General features: G+C 42.6%; 15 protein-coding genes and 1 tRNA gene. 13 read left to right on the top strand and 3 right to left on the bottom strand.

The window, feature by feature from the left end:
• Positions 1 to 225 precede the first annotated feature (225 nt).
• The gene (locus E4S40_RS15160; protein WP_237563207.1) at positions 226 to 1,113 is read left to right on the top strand and encodes a Nif3-like dinuclear metal center hexameric protein; all 888 of its coding nucleotides are present in this window, start codon (positions 226 to 228) and stop codon (positions 1,111 to 1,113) included.
• Between the two features lie 43 nt (positions 1,114 to 1,156).
• Here E4S40_RS15160 and E4S40_RS15155 read toward each other — a convergent pair whose 3' ends face one another.
• Both E4S40_RS15155 and E4S40_RS15150 read right to left on the bottom strand, forming a co-directional pair.
• Positions 1,157 to 1,708, bottom strand: coding sequence for a retropepsin-like aspartic protease (locus E4S40_RS15155; RefSeq protein ID WP_135076011.1), 552 nt, complete (start codon positions 1,706 to 1,708; stop codon positions 1,157 to 1,159).
• Positions 1,709 to 1,778: 70 nt separating this feature from the next.
• Positions 1,779 to 1,850: transfer RNA gene (locus tag E4S40_RS15150), tRNA-Arg, on the bottom strand.
• Between the two features lie 144 nt (positions 1,851 to 1,994).
• Between E4S40_RS15150 and E4S40_RS15145 the strand changes: the two genes are divergently transcribed.
• The 12 genes from E4S40_RS15145 (at position 1,995) to E4S40_RS15090 (ending at position 11,751) form a co-directional block, all read left to right on the top strand.
• Entirely contained in the window at positions 1,995 to 2,555 is a 561-nt protein-coding gene (locus E4S40_RS15145) for a 30S ribosomal protein S16 (protein ID WP_135076008.1), read from the top strand.
• Between the two features lie 14 nt (positions 2,556 to 2,569).
• Positions 2,570 to 3,100, top strand: coding sequence for a ribosome maturation factor RimM (rimM, locus tag E4S40_RS15140; protein ID WP_135076005.1), 531 nt, complete (start codon positions 2,570 to 2,572; stop codon positions 3,098 to 3,100).
• A 3-nt stretch (positions 3,101 to 3,103) separates the two neighbouring features.
• Positions 3,104 to 3,820, top strand: a complete 717-nt coding sequence (gene trmD / locus E4S40_RS15135) for a tRNA (guanosine(37)-N1)-methyltransferase TrmD (protein ID WP_135076002.1) — start codon at positions 3,104 to 3,106, stop codon at positions 3,818 to 3,820.
• Positions 3,821 to 3,871: 51 nt separating this feature from the next.
• Positions 3,872 to 4,237, top strand: coding sequence for a 50S ribosomal protein L19 (rplS, locus tag E4S40_RS15130; RefSeq protein WP_135075999.1), 366 nt, complete (start codon positions 3,872 to 3,874; stop codon positions 4,235 to 4,237).
• Between the two features lie 85 nt (positions 4,238 to 4,322).
• On the top strand, positions 4,323 to 4,604 hold the full coding sequence (locus E4S40_RS15125) for a hypothetical protein (RefSeq protein WP_135075996.1): 282 nt from the start codon (positions 4,323 to 4,325) through the stop codon (positions 4,602 to 4,604).
• A 150-nt stretch (positions 4,605 to 4,754) separates the two neighbouring features.
• Entirely contained in the window at positions 4,755 to 6,293 is a 1,539-nt protein-coding gene (gene gltX / locus E4S40_RS15120; RefSeq protein WP_135075993.1) for a glutamate--tRNA ligase, read from the top strand.
• A gap of 10 nt (positions 6,294 to 6,303) precedes the next feature.
• Positions 6,304 to 6,516, top strand: coding sequence for a hypothetical protein (locus tag E4S40_RS15115; RefSeq protein ID WP_135075989.1), 213 nt, complete (start codon positions 6,304 to 6,306; stop codon positions 6,514 to 6,516).
• Positions 6,517 to 6,687: 171 nt separating this feature from the next.
• Positions 6,688 to 9,456: a TonB-dependent receptor gene (locus tag E4S40_RS15110; protein WP_135075986.1), complete on the top strand. Its 2,769-nt coding sequence runs from the start codon at positions 6,688 to 6,690 to the stop codon at positions 9,454 to 9,456.
• 7 nt (positions 9,457 to 9,463) lie between these two features.
• Positions 9,464 to 10,123: a porin family protein gene (locus E4S40_RS15105; protein ID WP_135075983.1), complete on the top strand. Its 660-nt coding sequence runs from the start codon at positions 9,464 to 9,466 to the stop codon at positions 10,121 to 10,123.
• A 67-nt stretch (positions 10,124 to 10,190) separates the two neighbouring features.
• Entirely contained in the window at positions 10,191 to 10,685 is a 495-nt protein-coding gene (locus E4S40_RS15100) for an RNA polymerase sigma factor (protein WP_135075980.1), read from the top strand.
• A complete protein-coding gene (locus E4S40_RS15095; protein WP_135075977.1) occupies positions 10,675 to 10,989 on the top strand; it encodes a hypothetical protein in 315 nt (104 codons plus the stop codon). Before E4S40_RS15100 ends, E4S40_RS15095 begins: the two co-directional genes overlap by 11 nt.
• A gap of 12 nt (positions 10,990 to 11,001) precedes the next feature.
• Positions 11,002 to 11,751, top strand: a complete 750-nt coding sequence (locus E4S40_RS15090) for a Spy/CpxP family protein refolding chaperone (protein WP_135075974.1) — start codon at positions 11,002 to 11,004, stop codon at positions 11,749 to 11,751.
• A 60-nt stretch (positions 11,752 to 11,811) separates the two neighbouring features.
• On the opposite strand, the gene E4S40_RS15085 is transcribed toward E4S40_RS15090, so the two are convergent.
• A complete protein-coding gene (locus tag E4S40_RS15085) occupies positions 11,812 to 13,101 on the bottom strand; it encodes an amidohydrolase (protein WP_135075971.1) in 1,290 nt (429 codons plus the stop codon).
• Between the last annotated feature and the right edge of the window lie 63 nt (positions 13,102 to 13,164).

Genomic DNA, 13,164 nt, shown 5'->3' with positions numbered 1-13,164 from the left:
ATTGCAGAAATAGTGCGGACCATAATATCCGGATGTTGCAAATGGGTTTAGAGGAGTTTTATAGCGGCTAGCCATTGGATTAATCTTTTGAAGTTTACCAAGAGTAAGTTACTAAAGGTAATTTACCAAAAGTTAATTAAGTGACTAATTAAAGCTAAAATGCCGCTTGTTAACAATTAGCATTTTGTTCAAAAATTTTGGTAAATTCTTAAAAATATCCAGACCATGAAAAAATCCAGAAGAAGCTTTCTAACCCAATCAGGTCTGCTCTTGGGAGCAGGTTTGACTATCAATCCTATTTGGTCATTTGCTCAGCCCGAACAAAGAGAAATTACAGTTGGGGGAATCATGGATGCCTTTATCGCACAGGTTTCTGGAGCTCCTTTTCCGCAAACGGTGGATACTTTAAAAGTAGGTTCTCGAGATCAGATAGTGACTGGTGTGGTGACTACCATGTTTGCTACCATGGAGGTAATTCAGCGAGCGATAGCATTGAAGGCAAACTTTATTATCCCCCATGAGCCCACTTTTTTCAATCATTTGGATGAAACTGACTGGTTGGAAAAGGACAAAGTATTCCAAGCAAAGTATGATTTGATGGAAGAAAATGGGATTGCTTTATGGAGAAATCATGATTACATCCACAGGTTGGCGGATGATGGAGTTCGGCTAGGAGTCGTGAAAGATTTGGACTGGATGGCCTATTATCAAGCAAACAGTCCGGTTTTAAATATCCCTCAAACTAATCTCGCATCCCTAATCCAGCACATTAAAAGTAAATTGGATGTACCCGCGATGCGCTATGTAGGGGATTTGGATCAGCCTTGTGAAAAAGTCCTGTTAATTCCTGGAGCAGCAGGAGGAAGAGCTCAGATTGAAGGAATCATGAAGTATAATCCGGATGTGCTGATATGTGGGGAATCCAATGAATGGGAGACTCCTGAGTATGTGCGTGCTGCTAATTCGCAAGGGAAAAAGTTGAGTTTGATCGTCATCGGGCATTCCGCAAGTGAAGAAGGAGGGTCTGAATTTTTGAAGAGTTGGTTGGAATCTCAGTTTCCGGGTCTGCCGGTATTCCATGTCCCTTCCGGGAATTCTTTGAAAATCATTTGATTGACAAATTGCCCGAGGTAATGTTTTGTGATTTTGGTGGTGTTTAATTGGCTGTTTTCTCAGCCTTTTTTAAATATAGAATCAGATTGTTGTAGTCGATGATCGCTTCATTATCTGATAAAATATCAGCACCGATGATACCATCCGTTTCTTTTATGCCCAGGCTTATAAAGGCATTATTTACGTGATTAAGATTCATCAGCGTCAATTTTTGATTTTCAATTTTGACACTGCCTAACTCTATTGTGTTATTTCCGGAATCTTCCATTCTTAGGTTTGCTCCTCCGGCCCCGGTTCCTGTGCTTTGGGCTGCTCTTGATTCCATGTTGAATTTATTTTTCCGTTTGGTTTCGATAATAGTCAGACCTGCCCCTGTATCTAAAATAAAGTTTGCATCTACACCATTAATCTTTCCTTTTAGATGTAAGTGACCGGATTTTTCTTTTTCCATTTGCACTTTGGTGTAGCCACTTTCAAGTAGGTATTCCGAAAGAGTAGCGATTGGTTTTAGGTTGGAAGAGATATCTTCTTTCTGCTTTTCAGTACAATTAGAAAGTAAAATTGAAATGGTGCAGAGCAAAAGAATTTTTTTCATTCTTGATCAGTTTTTTGATTTTGGAGAGTTTCAAAAAATCTCAAGCTTTTTCATAGTGGAAAGAAATAAGTAGCCCCGACAGGAATCGAACCTGTATCTAAAGTTTAGGAAACTTCTATTCTATCCATTGAACTACGGGGCCAAAGGGACCTGCAAGATACTAGAAATGCCAAAAAACCCGCAAATATTCTGGAGTCAACTTATGGGGATTCAGAGTTTTACCCTATCTTTGCACTCCAAATTTAGGATGGACGGGTTCCATCCATTAAACAAACAATTATAAACTATGTCAGTAAAAATCAGATTAGCACGTCGAGGCAGAAAGAAAATGGCCATTTACGACGTGGTTGTCGCTGATGCGAGAGCTCCACGGGATGGACGCTTCATCGAGAAAATCGGAACTTACAATCCGAACACGAACCCTGCATCGATCAACATCAACAATGAGCGCGCTCTACAGTGGTTGTTGAACGGAGCCCAGCCTACCGATACGGTTAAGGCTATGCTGTCTTACAGAGGGGTAATGCTTAAAAAACACCTCCAAATCGGAGTGGTGAAAGGTGCGATCACGCAAGAACAAGCGGACGCGAAGTTTGAAGCTTGGGTAGCTGAGAAAGAAGCTAAGATCCAAAGCAAGGTAGACTCTATCGGTAAAGCGAAAGAAGAAGCTCGTCAAAAAGCTCTTGAAGCTGAAGCCGCTAAGAATCAGGCTCGTCTTGATGCGATCAAAGCAAGAGAAGAAGAGGCAAAAGCAGCAGCTGCTGCAGCCGAAGCTCCTGCTGAAGAAGCCGCTGAAGATGCTGCTCCTGAAGCTTCCGCAGAAGGCGAAGAAGCTACAGAAGCTTAATATAAAATCTCCCCATGAACAAGGAGCAGTGCTTTCAATTAGGCTATGTGGCCAAAGTTCATGGACTTCGTGGTGAAGTAATGGTGGTTCTCGATGTGGACTATCCAGAAGATTATGAAGATCTGGAGCACATCTTTCTCGAACAAAAAGGACGCTTGGTTCCATTCTTTTTGGAGCACTTTGTTCTTCAAGCCGGGAATAAGGCTTTGGCCAAATTTGAGGACTTTGATACCATTGAACAGGTAGAACCTTTAGTTGGATCGGGAATATATCTCCCACTGACTGCTTTACCTGAGTTGGGTGAAGACCAATACTACTACCACGAGTTGATCGGGTTTGAAGTAGAAGATGAGAAAAACGGGGTCTTAGGTCCTGTGGAAACCATCTACGACTTGGAAACCCAAGACCTTCTGGGAGTGAGCTACCAAAATAAGGAAGTTCTTATTCCGATTCAGGATGAGATCATTCTCAAGGTAGACAAGGCAGCAAAAAAAGTTTTCTGCCGATTACCGGAAGGATTGCTTGACATTTATCTGGAAGACTGAGACATGCACATCGATATCATCAGTGTGGTACCAGGACTGCTGGAAGGACCTTTTTCACATTCTATCCTGAAAAGGGCAGAAGAGAAGGGTTTGGCTACAGTGAGGGTTTACAATTTGCGTGATTTCGCCATAGGAAAACAGAAGCAAGTCGATGATTATGCTTTTGGTGGCGGAGCCGGCATGGTGATGATGGTAGAGCCCATTGCGAAATGTATCGAAAACCTCCAAAGTCAGCGGGATTATGATGAAATCATCTACATGACCCCTGATGGAGAGACCTTCGATCAGCCCATGGCAAACTCGCTTTCGCTTCAGAAAAACCTATTGATCCTTTGTGGACATTATAAAGGAGTAGATGAGCGGATTCGGGAGCGTTACATTACCAAGGAGATTAGCATTGGGGATTTTGTGTTATCTGGAGGAGAACTTGCGGCCGCTGTGGTGGCAGATGCGGTGATCCGATTGATTCCCGGAGTACTCAACGATGAAACCTCAGCTTTGACAGATTCTTTTCAGGATCACCTGTTGGCACCGCCTGTTTATACTCGTCCTGCTGAATGGCAGGGGATGAATGTACCGGAGGTATTGCTTTCAGGTCATGAAGCAAAGATCAATGAATGGAGATTTGAAGCCTCGGTTCGCCGGACCCGTGAACGTAGACCCGATTTGTGGGCTAAGTCAGGTTTGGGTGAAAGCGATTTGAAAAAGAGAAAAAAGTAATTCAACAAGCCACGTGTTGGCCAAACAGCGAAAGCATAAAATATAGAAGCTATGAGCGAACTAATGAAAATTGTAGAAGCGGAATACAACGAAGCAAGAGCTAAATTCCCTTCTTTCAAAGCCGGAGATACCATCAACGTACACGTACGAATCAAAGAAGGTAACAAGGAGCGGGTACAGCAGTTTCAAGGAACTGTAATTCAGCGAAAAAACCCTAACTCTAACGGAGAGACCTTCACTGTACGTAAGATTTCTAATGGAATCGGTGTAGAGCGTATCTTCCCTATCCTTTCTCCAGCTATCGAGAAAATCGAAGTATTGAGACAAGGTAAAGTACGTAGAGCTAGATTGTTCTACTTGAGAGGACGTCAAGGAAAGGCTGCCCGAATCAAAGAAAAAATCCAGGTGAAGCACTAAGCTTCATCCGATTCAACATAAAAGGAACTCAATTTTGGGTTCCTTTTTTCATTTGTTTAAATTCATGAAAGCATATTAAATGCTCATGAAAGAAACTCAAATCCTTGATCCTGGACAAAAGCTCGGAAAAGTAGTAGTCAAATTAGCCCAGCTGCTTTTTGCTACATTTTCCGTCTTATTATTCCTATTGGCCTATTTGGGGAATCGAGGACTTTTTCAGGACTGGAATATTAAAATTGAGCCCGAATTTTCTTGGTTCTTGTCTTCCTATCAGCCTCATCAGGTAGTAACATTATTTTGTATAATCGCGGGAATTAAGTTTTTGCTCCTATTGGGAATCATGGTTTGGATTGATCGGGATATTTAGAATCAACCAAGGCTATCCCTCAAATTTTTTTTAAAGTATTTATTGCCGCTGATTTGAATCGAGCCTTTCCCTGACAAATTCCTATCTTTGCAGCTTGATTCTAAACTATAGGCAGTTTTGCCTGTTTCAAGCTAAGCATATTCTAAATCCATGAGCAGAGAAGTTCGCGTACGTTTTGCCCCTTCCCCAACAGGACCTTTACATATTGGAGGAGTCCGTACTGCCTTATACAATTACCTTTTTGCAAGAAAACATAACGGGAAATTTATCCTTCGAATAGAAGATACGGATCAGGCGCGCTATGTTCCGGGTGCTGAGATCTACATCAAGGATTCCTTGGATTGGTTGGGAATTACACCGGATGAAAGTCCATGGAATCCAGGTTCAGTGGGTCCTTACCGACAGTCAGAGCGAAAGCCTGACTACATGAAATATGCCTTGAGTTTGGTGGAAAAGGGGCTTGCTTATTATGCTTTTGACACTGCTGAGGAATTGGAAGCTATGCGGGAGCGATTGACTGCTGCTCGGGTTGTTCAGCCTCAATACAATAGCATTACGCGAACCCAAATGAAAAATTCCCTCACTTTACCTGAAGATGAGGTGAAAGCGAGACTTGCATCCGGAGAACCGTATGTGATTCGTGTCAAAATCCCTAGAAAGGAGGAAGTAAGATTGTATGATCAAATTCGCGGTTGGGTCATGGTTCATTCTTCGACGCTTGATGATAAGGTTTTGATGAAATCAGATGGTATGCCTACTTACCATTTGGCAAATATTGTCGATGATCATTTGATGGGAATTACCCATGTGATCAGAGGTGAGGAATGGTTGCCTTCGGCTCCTTTGCATGTATTGTTGTATCGCTATTTTGGATGGGAAGATACCATGCCGGAATTCGCCCATTTGCCTTTGCTTCTGAAGCCAGATGGAAATGGGAAACTTTCCAAGCGTGATGGAGACCGTCTTGGGTTTCCTGTTTTTCCGATTGATTGGAAAAATGAAACCACTGGAGAGACTGCAACTGGCTTTAGAGAGCAAGGTTACCTTCCAGAAGCATTGTTGAACTTCTTGGCATTTTTGGGCTGGAACCCTGGAGATGATCGGGAATTATTTACAAAGGAGGAATTGATTGAAGCTTTCTCAATTGAGCGAATCGGAAAGGCAGGGACCAAGTTTGACATTGCTAAAGCCAAATGGTACAACGAGCAATATCTTCGGGCAAAAACCGATGCGGAATTGGCACCTTATGTTCAGGTAAGTGCCGAGAAGGAAGGTTTCCAAGTTTCTGGTAAAACTGCCGAAGCTATCGCAGCTTTAACAAAAGGTCGAGTTTCCTTCCCTGCAGAAATGTGGCAGGAAAGTCGATTTGTTGTGGTAGCTCCAACTGAGTTTGATGAGCAAGTAGCAGCGAAAAAATGGAATGAAGATGCCGTAAAAGTGCTTTCTGCTTATCAGGAAAAGGTAGATTCTTTCGAAGGAGAATTTGATGCAAGTTCTGCGAAATCCTTGCTTGAGTCAACAGCAGAAGCAGAGGGGATCAAACTTGGGAAGGTAATGCAGGCGGTTAGGCTTTCTGTTACCGGAGCGGGTGCCGGTCCGGATTTGATGGAGATATTTGCTATCTTAGGTCCTAAGGAAGTGGCTCAGCGAATTCGATTCGCCTTAGAAACCTTGCCACTTGCTCAATAAGTTGAATAGTATGAGCAAAAAGAAAAAAAAGAAAAACGAAGAACCCAAAGTCCATGGGGATCTGAAAGGATTTAAAATGGAAATCGATTCGTTTGGGGAAATTTCTTCTACCTTTTCGATCGATAAGATCAATGAGTTTTTAAATAAGAATGTGGAAGACAAAAAACTAAAGGATCGGGATGATTTGGATGAAATCCAGAACGGTTCTGATGAAGAAAAATAAAGCTCCTTTTGGAGCTTTTTTGTTTAGATAGAATAATGCGTGGGTCCTTCTTTACTTCGATTGGTTGAAATTTTGAAAATCTTCAACCTCCTAAGACCAGCTCCGTTTGTTATTGGGAATAATTACAGATCAATTCTGTAATTTCACCAGCTACTAAACCATCGCTTTCCCTTGAAAAAACTTTTACTAACTCATTTCCTAGGCTTCTTTTTGGTTTTGACTGCTTTTTCCCAAACCAGTACCGTAACCGGTGTGGTAAAGGATGCTGAAACAGGAGAAACCCTTCCTTTTTGTAATGTTTTCATTAACAATACCACCATTTCCACGACCACGGATTTGGATGGTGCCTATACGCTTCAGGATTTGCAGCCTGGTGCTACTGAAATTGGCTTCTCCTTTATGGGATATGAGGCGGTCACCAAGCAGGTAACTTTAAATCCCGGTGGCACACTCACCTTGAACCTATCGCTCAAGCCACTGGAGACCGAATTAAGTGATGTAGAAATTAAAGCGAAGCGAGATAAAGCTTGGGAGAGAGATCTTCGGAAGTTTGAAAACTTGTTCCTAGGGAATGATTTGGTGGCAGCGAGAACGGAGATCGAAAATCCATGGGTCATCGATTTTCCTCCTTCTGAGGAGAGGAATACTTTTTTGGCAAGTTCTCAGTTGCCAATTGAATTGGTCAACAATTACCTCGGCTATAAAATCACCTTCGATTTAACGGAGTTTTTTGATAATCCGGTGAATTACAGGATCTCTGGTGCGGCTCGGTTTGAGGAAATGGAGGCAGGGTCTTCTGATCAGGAGCAAGAATGGGAGAAGAATCGCATGGAGGTTTATCGGAAATCTCCTCAAAATATGTTTAGGGCGATGATAGCAGGAACCCATGAAAAAGAAGGGTTTTTTCTCTATGGAGACAAACCGGGCGGAGCAGATTCCCGAAATATGCGATCGGATATTTTCGCCAATGAATTGGGGAAATCCGTGATTCCTTACAAGCCTGAGCAATTGGTAGCCCCTGCAGACAAGCCGGGCGAGTATTGGATTTATTTGAAGGGAAGAATTGAGATACATTATCAGAAGGGCTATAGTCAACAGAATACCTATCGAGATGCTCCATATCCGGTTTCTTGGTTGGAGGTGAATGGAGGAAGAGTTCGGGTCAGGGAAAATGGGATGATCCTTAATCCTCAAGATGTGGTTTTTTCAGGGGATATGGACCGAAGAAGAGTCGCTTCCATGCTCCCTTTGGACTATGACGCTGAGCGGGCTATTCAGCTTCAAAATTTGGAAAAAACCGCGGCCAATTACCAGGAGCGAATTTACATTCATACCGATAGACCTTATTATCAAGAGGGCGAGGAGGTCTTTTTTCAGGCCTTTATCAATTATGGAAATCCTTACCTCAAGAATGATCTGAGTGAGGTTTTGCATGTGGAGCTGCTATCCGAGGATCGGGACTTCATTTTCAAAAAGAAATACAAAATCTTCGAAGGTGCAGCTGGAGGCAGTTTCTTCATTCCAGATTCACTTTCGGGTAACCATTTTTACCTAAGGGCCTATACCAATTGGAATCGGAATTATGGTCCTGATCACTATTTTACTAAGCCGATTTTGGTAATAGCACCAGGTCAAGAAGTAGGAAAGGTTAATCCCTCAGATGGAGTTTCCGAAAATGTAAAAGTAAGAACAGATAAGCCTCACTATGGGAAGCGGGAAAAAGTCAACTTGAAAATCAACACTCAAGAATTATCAGGAAAGCCACTTTCTGCACGACTTTCAGTCACCGTTTATGACTTGACACAGGTCCAACCTGTTTTGGAAGGGGCAGAGAGCGTGAATTTGTTGGCTCTTGAAAAAATTCCCGAATCGGTCGGTTTGGATAGGTTTTCCTACGCGATAGAAAAAAGCCTGAATGAACAGTTTCTTTTGAAAGATCAAAAGGGTAGGGGAACTGCTGGAAACGTCACTGTTTTCGTCAACGGATTTGAAGGAATCGTTGAGTTGGAGGCAAATCGAAATGGGGAGTTTGCCATGGAGGAAATGGAATTTTATGGGCCTATGCGTTTGGCTATTCAAGGAGTAGATTCCAAAGGTCGACCGCTGCCTGAGGTAGAATATTTAGAGTCACTTCCAGCACCTATTGCTTCATTTCCGAGTGTGAATTGGCCGAAAATAATTGAAAGTGGGGAGAAACCTATTCTGGAAAAACCTTCCGAAGAGTTTGTGGAGTTGGAAGAAGTAGAGGTGGAAGAAAAGGCTCCTTCTTCTAGTGGTGCGATCTATGGAAATCCGGATTTTGTGGTTACGAGTGAAAAAATCATGGCTACCGGGAGTGCTGTGGATTTGGTGAATAGCCTGGCTGGAAATGTACCGGGAATGCGTGTGACAATAGCCGGTGCAAGCGGTAAGCAACAAATCCGACTTCGTGGAGGAGCTACTTCTGTTTTTGGATCCATGGAGCCTGTGGTGATGGTGAATGGGGCGATTTTGGTTTCTGGACCCGATGCCACGGCAGCAGATAATCTTCGAAATATCAACCCCAATGATATTGACCGGGTTGAAATCGTTTCCCGAACGGTTTCCATGTTAGGTGATCAGGGTAGGAATGGAGTTATAGCGGTGTACTTAAAAGATGGCATGAGTTCACAGCAGCAAATGGCAATTCCCTCAACTATTTCGGAATTTGTAATAGAGGGCTATGAGGTACCAAGAAACTTTTTTGAGTTTTCCTATGACACTATATCTGAAGCACCGAGTCAGGATTTGAGAAAGACCTTATACTGGAATGGAAATTTAGTGAGGGATGCTTCTGGTGAGGTAGAAATTAGCTTTTTCACGAATGATCAGGCTGGTCCGATGCGAGTGGAGATTCGAGGATTGAGTTTGGATGGAAAACCAATTTCAGGCACCTTTACCATCAATCAGGCTAATCAGTGATGCATTTATGAGAATATCTGCTTTGATTTTTTTATTTGTTCTACTTGGAATGGAGGCATTCTCACAGACGAGTGTGGGAATTCGCGGAGGATATGCTAGTTCTTCCTTCAGCTATCGTCCTGCAGCCAATATTCGTAACCAAAGCACGGAAAGTATAGCAAAACCGACTTTTTCCTTGGTGGTGGAGCATTTCAATGCAAAAAATGCTGGAGTGGAGTTGAACCTGCAATTGATCACTTTGGGTTTTCGCCAACTAAATGATGCTGATGATCCACTCGAAAACCGAACGGAATTCGATTACTTGAAAATCCCTTTTTTGGCTTCCTTTTATGCCGGAAGATCAGGGAGATTTCAGGTGAAAATCGGTCCCCATGTGGGGTATTTGTTAGGCGCTAGAGATGTTCAGCGGGAATTTGAAAATCTTTCAATCCCGGAAATTCCTACGTATGGAGGGGAAGGAGATAATCCAAAGAAATTCATGTATGGGATCAATGCCGGAGCAGGGATTTCAAAGGTTTTTGGAAAAAGCGCTTTAGCAGCAGAGGTGCGTTTTTCCTATGATTTTACCAATCCTGAAAGTCAGGACCGGATTTTTGATATGAATTCGACCACCTTGGAACTTGGGCTTTCGTATCTATTTCGAGTTCGGGAGCGAAAGGAACCCTAGCGAGTTTTTTAAAAATTTTCAGACTCGCTGTCCTATTTTTTGTCATTTCTCCGATTACTAATTGAATATGAAGCACAGTGAGCTGGAAAATATTCTGAAGAACTATCATCGAGAGGCCTTTCTCTGGTCCCGGCAATGCTGTGGTTTTGAGGACGAATTGGCCAAAGATGTGCTTCAGCAGAGTTATTTGAAAATCCTGGAGGGTAAGGCCAAGCTTCGATATCCCGAAAAAGTCAAATTATGGTTGTTCTCTATAATTCGATTCACGGCCATTGATGAACTTCGAAAAAATGGAAAATGGCTACCAATTGATGATTCTTTTGATTTAGTAGAAGAGGAGAACGAGGAAGTCGAAATGGACTATCAAAAGCTATTGATGAGATTGTCGCCCATGCAAAGGGAAGTGCTTTTGATGGTTTTTTATCATCAGATGACTATCGCTGAAGCAGCTGAAATCCTCCAAATTGGATTGGGTACCGCTCGGACACACTATGAGCGGGGAAAAAAGAAACTGAAAGAACTGATTGAAACTTCTCAAACCGAAGCAGAAAATGGAAAATGAAGACGATTTGATAAAAGGGTTTTTCAAGGATTTGATAAGACAGGATGAGAGTCTTTCCATTCCTGAATTTCCCGAAACCAAAGTAAAAAGCTTTCCTTGGTGGATTCCAACGGGCATCGCAGCAAGCTTTATTTTGGGAGCTTTTTTGCTATTTCAGCGTCCTGAAGTTCCCGAAGCACCTGCTGATGTGATTATCATTTCCCTTCAGGAAAACGAGAATCATGAGCAAGAAATTTTGATTGAAGAAAAAGCCTATATCGATATATGGGAATCAAGCACCTCTTCCCTTTTAACTGAATTCTAATCCAACGCTACCATGAAAAACCTATTTGTAATCGCCCTTTTCCTGATCAGTCATTTTGTTTCAGCTCAGGATATCTTCAAAAAAAACCTGTACTCAGCCGACCAAATTATGGAGGCCCGGGAGAAGATCAATCTGACTGATGCCCAAGCATCCAAAATCAAAAAAATCCATGCTGAGAATGCAGGTGAGTTTTCAACCCTAAAATGGGACTTGGATGAAGCAAATTCCAAACTGGAAAAAATGCTTCAAGAGCCTAAAATCGACCAAGTGGCTGTAAATAGGCAGCTTGATAAGGTTTTGGAGCTGGAAAACCAACTCAAGAAAAAGCAACTGAGTACACTAGTCGCTATTAAAAATGAGCTGACTGAAAATCAGATTGAGATGCTTAGTCAAAGTCAGGTTTATGGTCTAAGACGTGTAGGTCCAACGGGTACTTCAAGCGTGATTGGGATTTCTGGTTTGAAATCCAATGAAAGTGTCCGAATAGGACAACCAGCTACCGGCTATTCTGCCGTATCTCCGGAATCAAAAGTTGGGGTAGTGGTTTCTGGAACCGCCTCAGATGATCAACCGCTTTATATCATTAAATCCGATGCTGGGACTGTAGAAAAGAAGTCTTCCCAAGCCCTTGATTTAAATCCTGGCGATATTGAAAGTATCTCTGTCCTGAAAGATAAATCTGCCACTGAGGTGTATGGTGAGAAAGGGAAAAATGGAGTTATCATCATCACCCTGAAAAAAGGTGCAAAGTTTAAAAAATAAAAGTTGATTATGGTTTAAATGAAAAAGGAGACCTATACAGTCTCCTTTTTTTGTTTGATATTACTTCATTCCCATATAATCTACGACGAAATAGCTCATCACTCGAAGGCCGAGGATAAAGCCACTTTCATCGATGTAGAAATCAGGAGTGTGGTGAGAAGGAGTTTTTGTTGGGTCTCCACCTTTTTTCATCCCGCCTAAGCCAATAAATAAACCTGGTTTTTCACGTTGGTAAAAACTGAAATCCTCAGCTCCAGTCACTGGCGGATTGACCCGAACATGATCCTTTCCTGCAGCTGCTTCCAAAGTTGGGACCATTTTGGCAGTGAGCTCAAGGTCATTGACTGTGGATGGATAGAGTTTTTGGATATTTACCTCAGCTCTAGCTCCGGCACTTTCAGCGATGTTCGTTGCGATTTCTGTGATTCGCTTATGTACTAATGCCTGTTGCTCGTCTCCAAAAGTTCGGATAGTTCCTATCATTTCCACTTTTTCTGGGATAATGTTGTGTCGAATTCCACCATGAATAGCCCCAATTGTCACTACAGCTGGATTTTGGGTAATATTCACACTTCTGGATAAAATGGTTTGTAAGCCAGTCACAATCTGAGAAGCGGTGACAATAGGATCTACTCCTGACCAAGGGGAAGCCCCATGTGCCTGCGTTCCGTGAACAATAATTTCCAAATTATCTACAGCAGCTTGTGCAGGTCCAGGTCTGTAGCCAATGGTTCCCACTTCAGTCTGAGCAGAAATATGTAGCCCGAAAATGGCATCTACGTCTTCCATGACTCCCTCTTCCACGAGTTGCTTGGCGCCCCAAGTGGTCACACCTTCTTCATTGATACCCTCTTCGGCAGGTTGGAAAATGAATTTGACATTGCCTTCCAATTGATCCTTCATACTAGCTAGAATTTCAGCCACACCCATTAAGATGGCGACGTGAGTATCATGTCCACAGGCATGCATGACGCCTGTTTCCTGACCATTGTAAACGGTCGTCACAGTAGATTTGAAGGGCAAATCTCCACGCTCCGTAACTGGCAAAGCATCCATATCGGCTCGCAGGGCTACGGTAGGTCCGGGTTTGCCTCCTTTGAGATAACCTACCACACCTGTTACGGCCATATTTTCCTTTACTTCTATGCCTAAACTTCGCAGGTGATCTGCTATTTTTTTGGCGGTTCGGAATTCCTGATTTCCCAATTCAGGATTTTGGTGAATATCCCTTCGCCATTCGATTACTTTGGATTCAATTTCACTGGCTTTTTGATCGATTTGTGGGCGAAGGTTTGTTTGCCCAAAAGCCATAGTGCTAATCAGAAATAAGGGGAGTATAAGCTTCTTCATACTAAAATTTGGTTGGTGATGGAAAGGCAATTTATCCATTTCGTGATAGAATAATCTGACTTT

Source organism: Algoriphagus kandeliae (assembly GCF_004571135.1).
In the GTDB taxonomy this organism is placed as follows: Bacteria; Bacteroidota; Bacteroidia; order Cytophagales; family Cyclobacteriaceae; genus Algoriphagus; species Algoriphagus kandeliae.
The sequence above is the reverse complement of the archived record's forward strand: the minus strand, read 5'-3'. Positions and strand labels throughout refer to the sequence as shown.